This is a genomic window from Microbacterium sp. 05T445, assembly GCF_056395865.1.
On the sequence record NZ_JBFTKJ010000001.1, the window covers coordinates 1,514,528 to 1,532,074 of the forward strand.

General features: G+C 65.4%; 17 protein-coding genes. 11 read left to right on the plus strand and 6 right to left on the minus strand.

All coding sequences use genetic code 11. The annotated features are described in order from the left end of the window. Positions 1-6: 6 nt before the first annotated feature. The 4 genes from AC1DDU_RS07300 to AC1DDU_RS07315 all read right to left on the minus strand — a co-directional run bounded on the left by AC1DDU_RS07300 (position 7) and on the right by AC1DDU_RS07315 (position 3,473). Positions 7-1,110 carry an ABC transporter permease gene (locus AC1DDU_RS07300; RefSeq protein WP_477432542.1) on the minus strand — a complete coding sequence of 368 codons (1,104 nt, stop codon included), beginning with the start codon at positions 1,108-1,110 and terminating at the stop codon, positions 7-9. Then, positions 1,107-1,742 (minus strand): ABC transporter ATP-binding protein, encoded by a 636-nt coding sequence (locus tag AC1DDU_RS07305; RefSeq protein ID WP_477432544.1) that lies wholly within the window; start codon positions 1,740-1,742, stop codon positions 1,107-1,109. Before AC1DDU_RS07305 ends, AC1DDU_RS07300 begins: the two co-directional genes overlap by 4 nt. A gap of 1 nt (position 1,743) precedes the next feature. Then, positions 1,744-2,733: a peptidoglycan-binding domain-containing protein gene (locus tag AC1DDU_RS07310; protein WP_477432546.1), complete on the minus strand. Its 990-nt coding sequence runs from the start codon at positions 2,731-2,733 to the stop codon at positions 1,744-1,746. A gap of 542 nt (positions 2,734-3,275) precedes the next feature. Continuing rightward, a complete protein-coding gene (locus tag AC1DDU_RS07315) occupies positions 3,276-3,473 on the minus strand; it encodes a hypothetical protein (protein ID WP_477432548.1) in 198 nt (65 codons plus the stop codon). Between the two features lie 488 nt (positions 3,474-3,961). Here AC1DDU_RS07315 and AC1DDU_RS07320 point away from each other — a divergent pair, with 488 nt between their 5' ends. Together AC1DDU_RS07320 and AC1DDU_RS07325 are read left to right on the plus strand one after the other, a co-directional pair. After that, positions 3,962-4,435: a matrixin family metalloprotease gene (locus AC1DDU_RS07320; protein WP_477432550.1), complete on the plus strand. Its 474-nt coding sequence runs from the start codon at positions 3,962-3,964 to the stop codon at positions 4,433-4,435. Positions 4,436-4,470: 35 nt separating this feature from the next. Beyond that, positions 4,471-5,004, plus strand: a complete 534-nt coding sequence (locus AC1DDU_RS07325; RefSeq protein WP_477432552.1) for a hypothetical protein — start codon at positions 4,471-4,473, stop codon at positions 5,002-5,004. A 907-nt stretch (positions 5,005-5,911) separates the two neighbouring features. On the opposite strand, the gene AC1DDU_RS07330 is transcribed toward AC1DDU_RS07325, so the two are convergent. Further along, positions 5,912-6,913: an adenosine deaminase gene (locus AC1DDU_RS07330; RefSeq protein ID WP_477433461.1), complete on the minus strand. Its 1,002-nt coding sequence runs from the start codon at positions 6,911-6,913 to the stop codon at positions 5,912-5,914. After that, positions 6,910-7,854, minus strand: a complete 945-nt coding sequence (locus tag AC1DDU_RS07335) for a nucleoside hydrolase (RefSeq protein WP_477432554.1) — start codon at positions 7,852-7,854, stop codon at positions 6,910-6,912. The genes AC1DDU_RS07330 and AC1DDU_RS07335 overlap by 4 nt, the downstream gene beginning before the upstream one ends. Before the next feature lie 55 nt (positions 7,855-7,909). Between AC1DDU_RS07335 and AC1DDU_RS07340 the strand changes: the two genes are divergently transcribed. The 9 genes from AC1DDU_RS07340 to AC1DDU_RS07380 all read left to right on the plus strand — a co-directional run bounded on the left by AC1DDU_RS07340 (position 7,910) and on the right by AC1DDU_RS07380 (position 17,410). Beyond that, positions 7,910-8,836 carry a carbohydrate kinase family protein gene (locus AC1DDU_RS07340; RefSeq protein WP_477432556.1) on the plus strand — a complete coding sequence of 309 codons (927 nt, stop codon included), beginning with the start codon at positions 7,910-7,912 and terminating at the stop codon, positions 8,834-8,836. Positions 8,837-8,927: 91 nt separating this feature from the next. Continuing rightward, positions 8,928-9,770, plus strand: a complete 843-nt coding sequence (locus AC1DDU_RS07345) for a nucleoside phosphorylase (RefSeq protein WP_477432558.1) — start codon at positions 8,928-8,930, stop codon at positions 9,768-9,770. 72 nt (positions 9,771-9,842) lie between these two features. Continuing rightward, the gene (locus tag AC1DDU_RS07350) at positions 9,843-11,195 is read left to right on the plus strand and encodes an ABC transporter substrate-binding protein (RefSeq protein ID WP_477432560.1); all 1,353 of its coding nucleotides are present in this window, start codon (positions 9,843-9,845) and stop codon (positions 11,193-11,195) included. A gap of 72 nt (positions 11,196-11,267) precedes the next feature. Next, the gene (locus AC1DDU_RS07355; protein WP_477432561.1) at positions 11,268-12,194 is read left to right on the plus strand and encodes a carbohydrate ABC transporter permease; all 927 of its coding nucleotides are present in this window, start codon (positions 11,268-11,270) and stop codon (positions 12,192-12,194) included. Next, entirely contained in the window at positions 12,191-13,015 is an 825-nt protein-coding gene (locus AC1DDU_RS07360) for a carbohydrate ABC transporter permease (RefSeq protein WP_477432563.1), read from the plus strand. The genes AC1DDU_RS07355 and AC1DDU_RS07360 overlap by 4 nt, the downstream gene beginning before the upstream one ends. Further along, complete coding sequence (locus AC1DDU_RS07365) at positions 13,012-15,090, plus strand: ADP-ribosylglycohydrolase family protein (protein ID WP_477432565.1); 2,079 nt, start codon at positions 13,012-13,014, stop codon at positions 15,088-15,090. The genes AC1DDU_RS07360 and AC1DDU_RS07365 overlap by 4 nt, the downstream gene beginning before the upstream one ends. Positions 15,091-15,110: 20 nt before the next feature. Next, positions 15,111-15,551 (plus strand): secondary thiamine-phosphate synthase enzyme YjbQ, encoded by a 441-nt coding sequence (locus AC1DDU_RS07370; RefSeq protein ID WP_477432567.1) that lies wholly within the window; start codon positions 15,111-15,113, stop codon positions 15,549-15,551. Continuing rightward, positions 15,551-16,450, plus strand: a complete 900-nt coding sequence (locus AC1DDU_RS07375) for a PfkB family carbohydrate kinase (RefSeq protein WP_477432569.1) — start codon at positions 15,551-15,553, stop codon at positions 16,448-16,450. The genes AC1DDU_RS07370 and AC1DDU_RS07375 overlap by 1 nt, the downstream gene beginning before the upstream one ends. Beyond that, a complete protein-coding gene (locus tag AC1DDU_RS07380; RefSeq protein ID WP_477432571.1) occupies positions 16,451-17,410 on the plus strand; it encodes an SIS domain-containing protein in 960 nt (319 codons plus the stop codon). Positions 17,411-17,547: the final 137 nt, after the last annotated feature.

The following is a 17,547-nucleotide window of genomic DNA, read 5'->3' on the forward strand; positions in this document are numbered from 1 at the left end:
GAGGGTCTATGGCACTCGGAGTTCTCTAATCGGCTCCCTCGTGCTTGCCAGGACGGCAGGAACAACGGCGGCAACCGCTGCTGTACCGACAGCGAGGATCGCAAGCGCACCCGCAAACCCCACCCCCGGCGCAGGATCACCGGTCACAAAGAGCACCGCGACGGAAGCTATTAGCCCGAGAGCAACCCCAACGATGGACAACATGCAGGTCTGGGTGAGGAGGAGGGCGATGATCAATCCTCGTGTTGCGCCCAGCGCGCGACGGCGGCCGAAATCCTTTCGTCGCATCATGACAAGTGCGTAGAGAACGATGGCGACGAGCAGGCCGGACACGGCCAGCGTGATCAGAACAAGCCCTCGCGAGAAGCTCCCCAGTTGTGCCTGCACGATTGAACGGAGCTGCGCCAACGCTTCCGAGGTCTCAATCTGGACTTTCGTTCGGTCGTCGATTCCGAGCACGGAAACCACCGCGTCCGCCACCGGCGTTACGAGGTCGGGTCGCTCCGCGATAACGATGAGAACGTTCACGGTCTCGTCGCCGGTTGGCCGGGGCTGATCGACAAGCACCAGCGGTTCGAAGCCGGCCAAGAAATCGGGCGTCGAAATCATGCCTGCTACCGCGTAATCGGTGCCGGTAGTAGTCGTGATCGAACCAGCGACGTCCGGTAGTCCCAACTGGTCAAGCGCCGTCCGGGAACCATACGCCACCTTGCCCGGGAGTGGCGAGGTGGCGGGGATGCCGAGCCGTTCCAGGTGCGAGCCATAGGCCAGGCGAACCGGCACGCGCGCACCGTCAGGAACGACGGTATTGGTTGCGTCGATGGCGGAGGAGAAGGCAGCCGCCCATTCGATCCCTTCGATGCTCCGGATGCGGTCCAATACGTCGCTTGTCAGACCCGCGCCATTCTCGGCACGCACTTGGATCGTGCGCGTCCCAGCGTCATCGATCGAGCTCAGAACTCGCTGCTCCGCACCAACTGTGCGTCCAGTGGTCAGCATCACCGTGAGTACCATGCCAACGATCACCAGGACGGTGACAACGGATGCCACCGGTTGTGAAATCGCTGACGCTGCTGCTTCGCGCACCAACGCGGATGGTCGAACGCTCACAGCTCGATCCTCCGATCACACGCGTTTGCCACGTCCGGTGAGTGAGTAACGATGATGACGGCAGCGCCGGTAGCTGCATGCTGCTGAAGCGCAGCCACCACGATGTCTGTTGTCGCTGGGTCGAGGTTGCCGGTTGGTTCGTCAGCGAGCAGTACTCGAGGTTCGCTGAGAAGCGCTCTGCACAACGCGATGCGTTGTGCTTGGCCGCCAGATACCTGCCCTGGTTTCCTGCCCGGCGGCACTTCAACGCCAAATTTCTCGAGCAACTCCATTCCTCGCCGTATCGCAGTGTCCCGTCGTACCCCTCTGTAGAGAGCGGTTTCTGTGACGTTGTCGATCACTGCGCGGGTCTGGTCCAACGCCGCATCCTGGAAAACGAACCCGAATCTGTCGGCGCGGATGCGAGCTCGGGCCGCATCCGGCAGACGCGTGACCGGTGCTCCATCGAGGAACACCTCGCCCGCGCCGGGGCGCAGCATGAGACCTAGGAGGTAGAGCAAGGTTGACTTGCCGCGCCCCGAGGGCCCAGTCAGCGCTGTAGTTGTGGCAGCAGGAAACTCGGCCGACCAATCCTGGATGATGGGCATCCCACCCGCCGCGTAGGAGAACGACAGCTCGCGAGCATTCAACACGTCAGGAACCCTTGGCGGCGGGTACACGCACACGAGTGCCCGCGCTCACGCCCTCGACGACGCTCATTCCTCGTGCTGCTGCGACAACGGTTACCGGGATCCGCTCGCCGCCCTGCTCGATGACCGCCGTTTGTCCATCAGCCTGCGTCACCAGGGCAGCGGACGGCACGACAAGGCCTGAGACTGTCTCCACGGTCACGACCTCCGATCGGAGCATCGACTGCCCAGTCACAGGCACCTGGCCGCACTGGTCGCCGCAGAGCGCCTCACCGCCCTCACCCTCGAGCGCAATCGTGATGACACCGGTGTCAGCATCGGTCGTCCGTCCCGCAGCGTATCCAGCCCACTGCGCACCTTCCGGAGACGTAATGAGCACCCGCGTGCCCGCCGGCATCATCGCCGCTTGGCCCTCTGTGACTGGTACGCCGAATGACGGTGCGGCCGGGAGCCCTTGCACCGCATCTTCCCCGCCAGCGAGCGTCGCACCGCGGAAGATGACCTTGCTATCGAGCACTACGCGGGCAGGGAGACTCGGTACAAAGATCACGTCGCCGGCGCCGACGGTTCCGGTCTCCGGCACCCCGATGCTCTTCTGCCACGATCTGATCGCACGAACCGTGCCCGTCCCAGATCTGCCATCCGCCGGACCTGAATAGAACCCACCAGCGGTGAGCATCTTCTGCAACTGTGCGACGTCTGGCCCCTCCACGCCAGCTCCCATTGCGCGGAACGCAGGCACGTCCCCTTCCGCGACCACGACAGGTCGCAAATCGACGGAATAGAGTGTGCTTCCTTGGGATACTTCTTCACCTGCTGTCACAGAGACGCCGGTGACCACACCAGCAGCGCGGTTGGCTCCCACCGGCGCTGGCGCCCACTCAGCCACCGAGTCGAGTTGGAGGCTCGCACCTACGTCCCCTTGCTCCACCGCCACATACGTGTAGGGCGTTGAGTCGAGGGCATCCTCTGCTGGAGTGAGCACGGTAGTCACGGCCCACCCCACACCAAAGCCGGCCGACAGCAGCAAAATCCCGCCGGTCAACCATGGAATCCACCGCCTGCGCCCGGCCGTCGGACCTGCCTGCGTACCAGTCATCGGACCCAGGGTATGTGAAACGAAGGTTTCATCGCGGAAGCGGGTGCCGCGAATGCCTCGGGCCACCGTCCTCTTTGTCGCTGAGAACGGGAACAGGACTGGACGCTGACGGGGTGGAACTCCTGCGCGCGAACGCCCACTGCGGGGATGCGAGCGCCGGAACCGCTGGGGCCAGAATCTGGAGCCGCCACGCGGTGCGCTCGTTGTGCGGCTGGTCAGTGCGATTTGCCGTGAGACTTTCATCCCATTGAGTGATGGGTGTCAGTAAGTGGTCTCCTGGCTGGGGACCACGACGGCCCGCGCCTTCCGGCGCAGCCAACCCCTTCAACGGGAACGCACGCTTCGAGATCCGGTAGATGAGTCGCGCTCAGTTGCTCGGCCGGACAGCCTTGCTGATGCTTGACCGTCTGCAATGGCGCAGGCTCCGCTGGGGGCGGCTATGCCCTAATGGCCGCCCGTGCGGCAACCTCGGTGAGCGGGCCGATGATGGCCAGGCGCTTCGACGGCTTCCAGTCGCCACCACTGCGGTTTTCGGACGGGGTCACCGGCTGCGACAGCTGCACACCTCGGGGAGTGTGCAACGCCGCGGAGGAGATCATCTCAGCGAGCGCCGCGTAGATCTTGGAGTCGTCCACGAAGTCCTAGCTGCGCACCCGGACAGCTCACTGCGTGGCGCCGCGCTGCGATGCCCACGCGCTACGTGCAAGACCAACCAGCCTGCGGCTTAGGAGCACACCTCGGGCTCCTCGATAGCGCGATCCCTTTGATGCGAAACGCGTTGAGGTTCGCGCGTCGTCAGTCATCCGATCGGATGAAAATTGGCCACCAGTTGCAAATGGCATGGCAGGGAGTTGCGGTTGCGTTGCTCCGCTCAATTGGCGAACTTGTGCAGCCCAGACGGTGGGCTGTCAACCAGAGATGCCGATAGCGGCAAGCACGGGAGTTGTGCAACCGTGGGGCCGCTTCAGCGCTGGCCGGAGCATTGGTACGAAGGAGTACTGGTATGCGACGCAAACCTCAGTCCCGACCCTCATCCCCGGCTGTTCCCTCAGGGCGCGGGCGAGTGCGGACCCTGAGCGCGTTGAGCGCGCTCGCTCTGGCGATCGGGATAGTGGCAGCCCCTATGCCCGCCAGCGCCTACACGACCACTGGTTGCAAGTGGTCAACACCGAATCTGAACATCAATCTGTCCGGCACAAACGGGACGATGAGAACCGCGCTGTACGCGGCGCTCAACAACTACACGCTGGGGACGGATGTGAACCTCACGGGCGTGACGTCATCTGGCCCCACCTTCACCGCAAACAACACCAACTACGGCGCGACCGGGTGGGAAGGTCAGAACAACTGGGGTTGCGTGTTCGGCGCCACCAACTCTTCAAACGCTCGCCTGAATGACTACTACCTCCCCAACCTTGCGTCGAACGAAGGACGGATCCGCGTGGTCTGGTTGCACGAAGTCGGTCACGGGCTCGGTCTTGACCACGTCACGAATGTGGTGGCACGAGTGATGTACACCTCCGCGTCGGATGCCTACTACGCGGGGGTACGCAACCTAACGTCCGACGAGATCAGCGGCATCAACGCCCTCTACTGAATCGAGACACCATGCGATCGCGAAAAGTCCTGGGATTGGCTGCCGCAACCATTGCTGTCGTAGCCCTGCTTGGCGGCTGCGCCAGCACCACCTCTGGTTCCTCCATGTCCCGTGTTCACCTTTACTCCTCCGTGGAGGAACTGGCGGCCGACAGCGCCGTAGTCCTCGTTGGGTCGGTCGTCGAACAGACGGTCGCCCAAGACATTGAGCCGACAACGGACTTCACAGTCTCGACAGTGCAGATTTCGGAGGTCATTCAATCGGACCGAGACTTGGCAGTCGGTGGGACGGTCCGGGTTCGACAGATCGGCAGCGAAGAGCAGCCGCCTTCCACGCCGATCTTCACGCCTGGATCCACTTACCTGCTCTATCTCACCTCATCTGGGTTGGCTGCCCCTCTGGACAGCCAGTTTTACGTGACAGGTGCAAATGCTGGCGCCTACCTAGCGCCGGCCGACCAAGCGCGATCCGCGCAAGGCTCGGAGACGTTCACTCAGGTTGATCCAGAGCCGGGTGAGAATCTTCCGACCAGGATCAGCCTGGATGATGCCCAACGATCCGCAAACTGAAGGTGCGCGGCGGAGGGCTGGTGCCCTCGCCCGCACACTTTGGGCCCTGGTCGGCGTTGCTGCGATTGCTGTAATCGTCTACGCCGTCGTGGAAGGGCACGGTACTTGCAGCGCTCGTGGCGAATGCGTCGTCTCTTCCATCCAGACGGACCCTGCCAGGTGGGTCATCGTTGGTGTTGCGCTCGTTGCCCTTGCATATGCGACGTTCCGCGTGGTCTCCTCGCGGCCACGCAGCACCCGAGTTGCCATGCCCGAGAATGGAAGGCCAGACGAGTCCAAAGAACCGCCCTCCCCCACGAACTGAAGGCGGGTTCGTAGCCAGCAACGTAACCCGACGGACACGCCTGCGCGACTCAACCAGCTCACCGGGAGGGGCGGCCGACGTGGAGGACGGCCGGGGCCGCGTGGCCTACGTAGGACGGCAACTGCACGATCGGGCGGCTGCGGTGAAACGAACGCGCACCCAAACGGATGCTGACCGCGCATGCACGTTTCATGGGAGCCCGAGAGAAGCTGATGCCGGCCCGCCCAGCGGGCACCGCACACGCTGTATTCGACACGCGAATGCGTCGATGCGAAAGCCTTCCTGACCTGGAGTTGTCGTGTCGCGGTGGAAAACTCAGAGGCTTACCGCGGAAAGTGTCCGGGGAGGGCTCTGGAGACCCCTTGAGGCGCCTGGGCTCGCGGAAAAAGTTACAGGGCCACAGAACGTGCGAAAGAAGCCGGTCGGAGACAGGGTCTCCGACCGGCTTCTTCGTTGCTGCACCGACCCGCAATTCGGGCCCCCGAGGTAGCGCTCGCCTCTACCGGATCAAGTCGGCCGGGCCGCCCGACCGCCACGAAATGGCAGCACCGGCGGGCCGTCCACGGCGGCTGACCTCGTTCGCTTCGCATCGCATGGATGGCATCATCCACGTCCCTTCAGGGGCTCCAGCAGCTGCTGCCGCCTCGCCGGCGTCACGAAGCTCGCATCGACCGAGTTCACCGCCAGGTGCCTCAGGTCGTCATCGGTCAGCGCGAACGCGCTGGTGAGGGCGCGGAGGTTGTCGTCCAGGTACCCGCCGAAGTAGGCGGGGTCGTCCGAGTTGATGGTGACCTGCAGCCCCGCGTTCATGGCCTGTCGCAGCGGGAACTCGGAAATCTCGCCGATGACCCGGAGTCGGACATTGGAGAGCGGGCACATCGTCAATGGGATTCGGTCGCTGACCATCCTTGCGACCAGGGCGGCGTCCTCGAGGGCGCGGTTGCCATGGTCGATCCGTTCCACCCCGAGCGCGTCCAGGGCCTGCCACACATAGTCTGCGGGGCCTTCCTCGCCGGCGTGGGCGACCAACCGCAATCCGCCGGCGCGAGCGCGCTCGAAGATCCCTTGGAACAGCGACGGCGGGTAGCCGACCTCGGCGGAGTCCAGTCCGAGACCGGTGATGGCGAATCCGGACTCGAGGACTCGGTCCACCATCCGTGCGGCCTCGTCGACAGGGTCATCGCGGAGAATGCAGACGATGATCGATGAGGTGATCCCGGTCTCGTGACCTACCGTGTCGATGGCCCGGTGCAGGCCGGCGAGCACGACGGCTTCTGGAATGCCGCGCTTGGAGTGGGCCTGCGGGTCGACGAACATCTCGGCATGGGCGACGCCTCCGGCGTGCGCGCGCCGGAGGTAGGCGGCGGCGAGTTCGAAGAAATCGTCTTCGGTCTGCAGTACCTGCATGTTGTCGTAGTACAGGTTCAGGAACGACTGCAGATCCGTGAACCGGTACGCCCGCTTCAGCTCAGCTTCCGAGGCATACGGGAGGGCGAGGCCCTTCGCTCGGGCGAGCGCGAAGATCGTGGCAGGCTCCAGGGTCCCCTCGATGTGGACGTGGAGCTCGCAGAACGGCAGTCGGTCGCCCGCAGACGAGGTACTCATCTGGTCAGCTCGTCTGTGACGAGGTCGAGGAAGCGGGCGTAGTCGAAGTCGACAGCGATCTTGATTCGGGGAAGGTCCGTCCATTCGTGGTGGAGGCGCCGGTCGACGACCGTCATACCGCGGGTGAGGCGTCCTTCGGTCTCCACGTCGCACAGCACAGTCTCGGTGGTTACCAGTGTCGGGTCGATGAGGCTGGCCACTGCTGCACTGTCGATGAGGGAGCAATAGCTCTGGTATCCGCGGCCCTGTACGAACTCGACGACCCGGACAGCGAGTTCGGCTGCGGGGTGTGTGGACTGGCGCAGTCGCACCATGTCGTCGTCGCGGAAGTTGATCCGTGGGTGGGTGGCGACGTCCAGACCGACCGCGAGCAGGGGGAAGCCGGCGTTGAAGACGGTTTTGGCGGCTTCAGGGTCGACGAACACGTTCCATTCGCTGGTGGGGTTGTCGCCGGTGGCCTGCGACCACGCGTACGGGGTGGCGCCGAACGATCCGCCGATGATTGTCAACTGTGCCACTTTGGACGGCAGTGCAGGGTCGATTGCGAGGGCCTGGGTGATGTTCGTCAGCGGGCCGAGGGCGCAGATCGCGATCTCGCCGGTGTGCTCGTTGACGATGTCGACGATGAGCTGCGCGGCGCTCCGGGTGTCGATGGGGCGGGCCGAGGCTGGAAGGTCGGATTCGGCCAGTCCGTCCGTCCCATGGGAGAACGGGTCCGACGGGTAGTGCCCGCCGAGCGGCACCAGGGGGCCCTGTGCGACAGGGATCTGCGGTGCGTCCAGGAGGTCGAGTACGCGGAGGGCGTTTGCGACGGTGCGATCGCTGGGAAGGTTTCCGGTCACGGCGGTGATCGCCACGACATCCAAGACGGCGGACTTGTGAGCCAGGGAGATGGCGAGGGCGTCGTCCATCCCCGGGTCGGTGTCAATCAGAACCTTCATCGGCTTCCTCTCGGCTTGCACATGCCACGGTTATAGGTATTGTAAGCATAACCACATGACTTTTGGAGGATCGATGGCGTCCGTGGCCGTGCTCTCGCACATCGTCGTAGACGAGGTGTTCGATGCAGACCGCAATCGGGTCGGCGACGAGGTCGGTGGGGCGGGCGCTTATGCAGCGGTCGGTGCAAGCCTCGCTTCGTCCGACGCGTCGACTCTCCTGGTCTCCGGCGTGGGGCGCGAAGACAAGAGCTTCCTCGCGGAATGGTGCGCCCGGCGGCAGATCTCGTCGTCGGGACTGTTCGAGGTCGGGCAGCATTCCCCGCGCACCCGCATCCAGTACTTTGCGGACGGGGAGCGGGAGGAGACCCCCGTCTACGGGCTGGATCACTTCCACGCCCACACCCCGCTTCCCCGGCACATCCCCGCAGACGCCGACTCGGTCGCCGGCGTCTACCTCTTCCACGACCATGAGGCCTCGTACTGGGAAGAGGTCGCGGAGTTTCGTCGCAGCTTCGGCGGCCCGCTGCTGTGGGAGATCTCGCTGGACTCGTGCCGGTCGGAGCATCTGTCGACGGTGCGGGAGAAGCTCGAGCTGGTCGATCTGCTGTCCATCAACGAATCCGAAGCGTTCTCGCTGCTGGGGGTCAGTCGCCTCGAGGACGCCATCGCGCAGCTCCAGAACGCCGACGTCGTCGCTCTGCTGCGGCGGGGCGCCCGCGGCTCGCTGGTTGTGGAGCACGACCGTGTCTACACGGTGGGGACCTCGCCCACCCGTGCGCTGGATCCCACAGGGGGCGGAAACAGTTACACCGGCGCGTTCCTCGCCGTTTTCGCCCGCACCGGCGACTTGAGCCGCGCGGCCCGGGTCGCTGCGGCGACCGCCAGTGCCGTCGTTGCCGCTCCTGGGGCGCCCGAGGTGGACCCGGCTGCGCGAGAAGCCATCCGGCGCGCGGCGCACGAGGTCTCGTTCGCGCGCGCCTGAACGCAGTCAACAACCAAGGAAGAAGGGGACGACTATGTCTTCAGAGTGGAATCCACATCGCCTCTACGACACCTACCGATACACCGAGAACGTGCCGAGGCGCGGCCTGCTGGTCGAAGGGCGTCCGGCGCTGTCCCAGCTTGATCCGGGGAAGGTGGCCCGCTATGTGCTGCTGACGGTCCGCGACCCGCTCTGCGCGTACGACGACGACCCCGCAACTCAGCTGGCCCGCCGCCTTGACGATGCCGAGCAGATCGGCAGGTCCGGCATGTTCACCACGTGGACCGGCAGCTACAAGAGTGTGCCGTTGACCGTCGTCTCGGGCGGCAGCGGCTCCCCGGAGGCGGAGCTCATCATGCATGAGCTGCTGGAGTTCACCGAGGCGGACACCTTCATCCGGGTCGGCGGATCCGGCGGCTATCACCCGAAGGTCGAACCCGGCGACGTTGTCATCGCGTCAGGTGTGGTCCGGGACGAGGGAATGACGCAGGCCTACATCCCCGCGTCCTACCCGGCGGTGGCTTCGTACGATGTGGTGATCGCGATGGCGCGTGCCGCGAACGAGCTCGGTCAGCCGTTCCACATCGGTGTCACCCGATCGAGCGACAGCGACTTCTGCGGCGTCGGACGCCCCTCGGTCGGCGGCTACTTCCAGCCTTGGCACACCGAGATCCTCGACACCTGGGCCTGCGCCGGCGTGCTCAACGGTGACCGGGAGTCCGCAGCGATCGTCACGCTGGCAGCGCTCTTCGGAAAGCGCGGGGGATCGGTGTGCTCCGTGGCCGACAACGTCATCGCCGGCAAGCAGTTCATCACCGGCGCCGGCCATGCATCTGGCATGGACATCGCGCTCGAGGGCGTCGTTGAGCTGGCGGTGCTCGATGCTGCCGCCGACGCGGGAGCGGGCCTGCTGAGACAGAGTCGTGATCTTTGACCATTGACTTGGTCATACGGTGGTTATAACCTCAATACAACCCATCCACGTACCCGACGAGGAGTACACAGCATGAACAGGAAAGTGACCACGCTCGCGGTCGTGAGCATGGCCGCCGCCATCGCGCTCACAGCTGCCGGGTGCAGCGGCGGGGCCGGTGCCGGCAAGGAGAAGCTGGAACTGTGGTTCTGGGGCGCGCCCCCGGCCCAGCAGGAGACGATGCAGAAGGTTCTCGTCGACGGCTTCAACGCATCGCAGGACGAGTACGAACTCGAGGTCAACTTCGACAACGCAGTCGACAAGAACATCCAGGTCGCGCTCAGCGCCAACCGCGGCCCGGACATCGTCTACGGCTCGGGACCCGCGTTCGCATCCGCGTACGCCGCCGAGGGCAAGCTCGCCGACATGACCCCGTATGCGGAGAAGTACGGCTGGAAGGACCGGATCCTCGACTCGATGTACGAGTCCGGCACCTACGACGGCAAGCTCTACTCGCTGCCGAACTCCATCGAAGACATCGGCGTGTTCTACAACACCAAGGTGCTCGACAGCCTCGGCGTGGCGGTCCCCACCGACTACGACGAGTTCGTCGCCGTGATGGACAAGGCAGCCGACGCCGGCCTGTACTCGTCGGTCACGGGCAACCAGGGCTGGAAGCCGGTCAACCAGAACTACATCTCGCTGTTCCTCTCGCAGGTCGCCGGTGGCAAGGCCGTGTACGACGCGCTGCAGGGCACCATCCCGTGGACCGACCCGGTGCTGGTCAAGGCCGTCCAGGACTCCGCGGACTTCTACAACGCCGGCTACCTCGGAGGCGACGATTACCCGACGCTCAACTTCGACCAGTCCATGAAGCTGCTCAGCGAAGAGAAGTCGCCCTTCTTCATCGGACCGAGCCTCGCGTTCCAGTTCGCGTCGAACTACTTCAACGACGACGCCGGCAACACCACCGACCTCGGCTACATGGCGTTCCCGACGATCAACCCCGATCTGCCCAGCCCGTACTACACGCTCGGTACCACGGCGTCGCTGTCGATCAACGAAGCCTCCAAGAACAAGGACGGCGCGGCGATGGTCATCGACTACATGATGAGCGACGACTTCACGCAGAAGATGAACGAGACCTGGCCCGGGTACTGGGCCGTGCCGCTGAAGAACTTCGACCTCACGGCCGACGACTTCACCGGCCTGTCCAAGCCGTTCGTCACCGCGATGCAGGAGACCATCGCCGGTGTCAACGAAGGCAACTACGGCTACTTCGCCGGCACGTTCTTCCCGCCGGCCACCGCCGCCGCCTTCACCGACATCGACTCGGTGTGGCTGGGCAACGTCACCGCGGAGGAGTTCCTCGCCAACATCCAGAAGGTGTTCGACGAAGAACAGGCGAAGGGCCTCGTTCCGCCCCTTCCCGAGCCGGCCAACTAAGCGTCGACTCCCATGTGGGCCCGCCCGCCCGAGGCGGGCCCACACCCCCTACTCCCGACGAAAGACACGCTCATGACCACCACCCTGGCGCCCGACGTCGGCCGCAAGGGCACGACGCGGTCCAGCTCCCCCCGCCGCGTGAACCACTTCCGCAAGCAGACGCTCACCAGCTACCTGTTGGTCTCGCCCGCACTGCTGCTGTCGATCTTCATCGTCGTCATCCCAGGCATCCTGACCCTGCTGTTCGCGTTCACGGACTGGAACGGAATCGGATTCGACGCGCAGTTCATCGGCATCCAGAACTTCCAGGACATCCTCGCCGACCCGGTGTTCGCAACGTCGCTCACGAACAACATCAAGTGGCTGATCCTGTTCCTGACCCTCCCGGTCATCATCGGCCTTCTCACCGCAGCACTGCTGCTGCGCCGAAAGAAGATGCGCACCTTCTACCAGGTCATCTTCCTCATGCCCTACGTGCTCGCACCGGTGGTCAATGCCATGGTGTGGCAGACCATCATCTACAACCCCAACGGCGGCGTGTTCGGCCCGCTCGGCCTCGCCCCGCCCACCGCGAGCCAGGCCACCTCGCTGTACGCCGCGGCCGCGGTCGACATGTGGCACTACTGGGGATTCCTCACCGTCGTCTACCTCGGCGCGATGCGCCAGACGCCCGTTGACCAGGTGGAAGCGGCCACCGTCGATGGCGCCGGGGCGTGGAAGGTGTTCCTCCACGTCTATCTGCCCAGCATCCGGCCCACGCTGCTGCTGATGGGTGTGATGACCGTCATCTTCTCCTTCCTTGCCTTCGACTACGTCTATCTGCTCACCCAGGGCGGCCCCGCGCACTCCAGTGAAGTCATGGGCACGTACGCCTACGCATTCGCGTTCTCGTCGTTCCAGTTCGGCAAAGCCGCCGCCGTCGGTCTGATCATGAGCTTCTTCGGACTGCTCGCATCCGTCCTCTACACCTGGATCAGCCGAAGGGATCTGTTGCGATGAAGAACCCCCTTCGGACCGCTGTCGGCCACCTCGTCCTGGCCGTGTTCGCGATCACCGCGCTCATCCCGCTGGTGTTGGTGCTGCTGAACAGCTTCAAGAGCAACACCGAGATCCTCGGCAACCCGTTCCAGCTGCCGCAGAGCCTGTCGCTGGACAACTTCGTCACCGCCTGGAACTACGGCCAGTTCACCGAAGGCTTCATCAACAGCATCCTGCTCACCGGGACCACCGTCATCGTGGTGCTGATCTGCTCGTCGCTGGCCGGCTACGTCCTGGCCGGGCAGAAGGTGCGCAGCTGGCCGATCATCATGGTCTACCTCACCATGGCGATGACGGTGCCCATCCAGTTGTTCATCTTCCCCCTGTATTCCGTCGCGGCAAGCCTGGGCCTCACCGACAACGTCTTCGTCGTCGGGGTCATCCTCGCCGCCATCAACATGCCGTTCGCGACGTTCTTGATGCGGACGTTCTTCCTGAACGTGCCTATCGAGATCGAGGAGGCGGCGCTGATGGATGGGCTGAACACGTTCCAGTTGGTCACCCGGGTGCTGCTGCCCATGGTCCGACCCGGTCTGATCACGGTCGGAGTGATCATCGGCCTGAACGCGTGGAACGAGTTCCTGATCTCCTCGACGTTCCTGCAGGACCGAGACACGAAGACGCTCACCCTCGGGTTCCTGACGATGAACGGAACATTCAGCACCGACATCGGCACCATGATGGCCGGCGCCCTCATCCTCATCCTCCCGATCCTCGCCGTGTTCATCGCGTTGCAGCGGTACGTCGTCGACGGCATGGCCAGCGGGGCGGTGAAGGGATGACCACGCAGACGCCGCTGGATCAGGTGTACGCCGAGCGCGTGTACGCCGCTATCGTCGGGAAGCTCATCGGTGTGTACCTGGGTCGGCCCGTCGAAGGCTGGCCGTACGAGGACATCACCGCACAGTTCGGTCTCGTCGACCGCTACATCAGCGGCGACCTCGGTGTGCCGCTGATCGTCGCCGATGATGACATCTCCGGGACCCTAGCGTTCGCCCGCGCGGTCGAAGACTTCGCCGGCGACCCGGTCGGCGCCGCCGAGGTCGGCAAGACCTGGCTGAACTACATCATCGAAGACAAGACGATCCTGTGGTGGGGCGGATACGGGCGCTCCACCGAGCACACCGCATACCTGAATCTGCGGGCCGGGATGGGTGCACCGGCGAGCGGTTCCATCGCGGTGAACGGGACGACTCTTGCTGAGCAGATCGGCGCGCAGATCTTCTCGGATGCATTCGCCCTGATGCATCCCGGCGCCCCGACAGCGGCTGCAGAGCTCACCCGCGCCGCCGCCAGCGTCAGCCACGACGGCGTCGCCCTCGACGCGGCCGCGTTCTTCGCGGCGATGCGGGCCCAGGCGTTCATCTCCTCGGATCTCGACGACCTCATCGCGACCGGCCGACGCTATGTCACCGACACGCGCCTGCTGCACCTGATCGACGACGTCAACGCCCACGTGCAGGAAGGCGACAACTGGCGCGAGGTGCGGACCTGGGTGGACACGCACTACGGATACGGGCGGTACCCCGGACCGTGCCACGCACTGTCGAACACCGCCATGGTGCTCGCCTCGCTGCGCCTCGCAGGAGACGACTTCGCATTGGCCGTCGCGGTGGCCTCGTCGGTCGGCTTCGACACAGACAGCAACGCCGGCACCGTGGGATGCCTGAACGCGGTGCGACTCGGACTGCAGGCGCTGCCCCCGGCGCTGCGGGAGCCGGTCGCCGACCGTGCGATCGTCGTCAGTGCCGACGGGGGCGAATCGGTCACGGACGCGTCACGTGAGGCGACCCGCATCATCAACTCCGCCCGCTCACTGCGGGGCATCGAGCCCATCACGCCTGCCGCACGGTTCGACTTCGCGTTTCCGGGATCGCGCCACGGCTTCACCTCCTGCCCTCACCACACCGCGCACGCCACACCCCGCCTGTCCAACGTGTCGGGTGGCGCCTTGCAGGTGGAGGCTCCGGGCGGAGCGACTGTCGCGGTGTCGACGCCCACATTCCTCGACCCGCTCGACAAGGTCACCAACTTCTCCACGGTCGCCAGCCCCACGCTGTACCCGACCGACATCGTCTCCGTCGCACTGCGCGCCGCGGCGCCCGCAATGGTGAGGCTCTTCGCGCTCTACGACGGCGACCACGCCGTAGCGCGTCGCGACAGCGACCCGGTCACCGTCAGCTCCGCACAGACCATCACCTGGACGATCCCCGCGGTCGGAAACCTTGTTCCGTTCCGGCTCGGGTTCGAGATCCAGTCCGGGCTGAACGCTTCGACGGTCGTCGTCGAGTCGGTGGACTGGGAGGGCGCCCCGTCGCAGTTCGAGCAGAGCGGGATCCTCCTCACCTCGATCTGGGATACCCAACCCGCCGGTCTGGCCCCCTGGGTGAGCTCAGCACGCAACTGGGAAGCGGATTTCGCCGGAACGTACTGCGTCTCCCACCCCGGGCGCGGCGGGGTCAGCACGATCGGAAGCCGCAGCTGGCAGGACTACAGCGTGACCTCCACGCTCACGCTGTCGCTCCATGAGACGGCGGGCCTGGTCGCTCGAGCTCGCGGCCACCGCAACTACACCGCGGGCGTGTTCGCCGACGGCAAGGTGCGCCTCATCGACCAGGTCGACGACGACCGCCGCGTCCTTTGCGAAGTTCCTTATCGGGTAGCCCTGGACACGCCGCTGAGTGTGACCCTCACCGTGGCCGGCGATCACGTCGCCCTCGCCGTCGACGGGGAGATCATCGCCCGCGCAGCAACGTCGCGACGGACTGTCGGAGGAGGTGCCGGGTTCCTCGTCGAACGGGGAACCTTCACCGCCGACGGCTTCCGTGTCCAACGCCAAGACCCTTCCTCCCAATGAAATACACGAAAGGCAACAGCATGAGCGTCACCCCGGGTACCTGGGAAAGCTTCTCGATCAACACCAAGCCCGCGGAAGGATTCCCGGCCCCCACCGGCTATGTGGACGTCACCCCGCGGCTGCGGGAGGCGGTCAGCGGGTCCGGCGGCAACGGCGTCCTGCACGTCTTCATCCCGCACACCACCTGCACGATCATCTTCAACTCGGGTGTCGACGGCACCACGCTGCAGGACATCCGCCTGTTCATCGAGCAGTCGATCCCGGTGGACCGTCCCTTCGTGCACCTGCACGATGGCCCGCAGGATGCCGCCGCCCACGTGCGCCTCGTCTACGGCGTGCAGTCGTTGCAGCTGCCGGTCATCGACGGTGAACTCGGGATCGGTCACAGCCAGGGCGTCTACCTGCTGGAGCTGGACGGACCCCGCGACCGCACGGTCCAGTACGCGCTGCAGTCGTTCTGATGGCGACGATCGGTGTGCGGGGCGGACTGTCCGTCGATCACCTGGTGGTCGCCGGACAGGGCGCGAGCTTCTCGCAGCTCGGCGGGCCAGGACTGTTCGCTGCACTCGGCGCGCGCCTCGTCTATGGCGTGAACGTCCGGGTGTCAACGCATCTTCCGGACGACGAGCCACGGTTCGCTGAGCTCTTCGACCGCCTCCACATCGATCGCCGGTACTGCGCTCCAGCGTCCACGGCCACCCGGCTGTGGATCCTCAACTCGGCCGAGGGGAGGCGGATCGTGGAGACCGCCTCCCCGGGGCCGGTGGAGCTCGAGACGACCGTCGCCGTTTCGGACGAGGGCGAAGCCGAGCAGCCCGCCGATCCCGGCTTCTTCGATGGGTTGGATGCGCTGCTGGACTCCGCCCCGATCCGCCGACCAGGGGCCGCCCCGGCGACAGCGACCGGGATCGATCCGCATCAGGTCCCGATGCACAGGGACGGGATCGACTACCTGCGACGGGTTACGCCGGCGGGTGGCATCGTGCTCCCCAGCCGCGTGCAGCTATCGCTCATCGATGCGGACGCCCACGCCGCGGCAAGGCGCATCGCCACCGAGCTGGCGACCCCCGTCATCGCCCGGCTGGACCGCGAAGGCATCCTCGTCGTCGACGCCGGGGATATGCACGAGTGGACCGTTCGGGATGCGAATGTGCAGCTCGTCGAGACCACTGGTGCCGGCGATTCCTCCGCGGCGGCCATCATGGCTGCGATCGCACTCGGCGCCGACCTTGTCACCGCAGCGATGTTCGGCGTAGCCGTCGCCCGTTACGCACTCGCCGGGTGGGGGGCAGCGGCCCTCCTCGAAGCCCAACCACTCACGGCACCACCTAACGGTGTCACCGCAACCCAGGAAAAGTAGATGACTCACCAGACCAACCTCAGCAACCTCGTCGGCGCCCTCGAGGCATCCGCCGACATCCAGCCCACCGTCGCCGACCCGCCCCGCAACGCGGTGTTCGTCGGCTCCGGCGACTCGCTCTCGTCAGCACTGCTGGCGCAGGCGTATGGTCACCGCGCCGCCTCCTCGGGTGACATCACCTTCATGGGACGGCTCCCGGTCGCCGTGGAGACCGTGGTCGGCATCTCCCATTCCGGAACGTCCGGCGCCACCGTGCAGGCTCTTCGCCTGGCGCGTGAGCAGGGCGTGCGGACCATCGCCATCACCTCGAACGCCGACTCGCCACTGGCTGAGGCGGCCGACGAGGTGCAGCTGGTGCCGTCGCTGAAGGTCGACGAGATCGTCCCCTGCGCAGGCCACCTGATGCTCGGCCTCGGTGTCGCCGCCGTCTGCGGTGAGGACACCACGGGTGCCACCTCGGCGCTCGCGCAACTGCTGACCGAACGTGCCTCGCTCGTCGAGGACACGGTGAACGGTCTTCCGGACCAGGCGCCGGTCGGGGTCTCCCTGCTGTCGCTGCCGGATCTGCGCGGAGCCGCGGACTTCTGGATGCTCAAGCTCATCGAGGCCACCGGCATCTCGGTACGCACCGTTGCGCTCGAAGAGAGCGGACACGTCGACTACTTCATCGGCCCGCAGGCGCACCTCGCAGTCCAGCTCGTCGGCGCCCAGGGTCGGTTCCGGTTCGACCGCCTCGCCACCGCGCTCGAGCACGCCGGTCAGACGGTGCTGCAGGTCAACTTCCCAGACACCGGGGTGGACACGACGCGTGACGCGTTCCTGTACGAGCTTGCCGGCGCCGTCGTGGGCACTGTGGTCGCCGAAGCCGCGGCCGCGCGTTGGGGGCGACCCACGTTCCGTGGCGGGGCGGTGAACATGGACGCCGCACACATCAAGCTCGACGGTCAGCCGGTCACCTGACGACCGCGCCAGCGCCGACGGGGGTGGTGGGGCGATGGGTGTTTCAGCGCACCGCTTCACCACCTCGAATCGCCGTACAGTTCCATCTGCCCGAGTAGGTCATGTGGTTATAATCTCCGCATACGACTCGCTCTGAA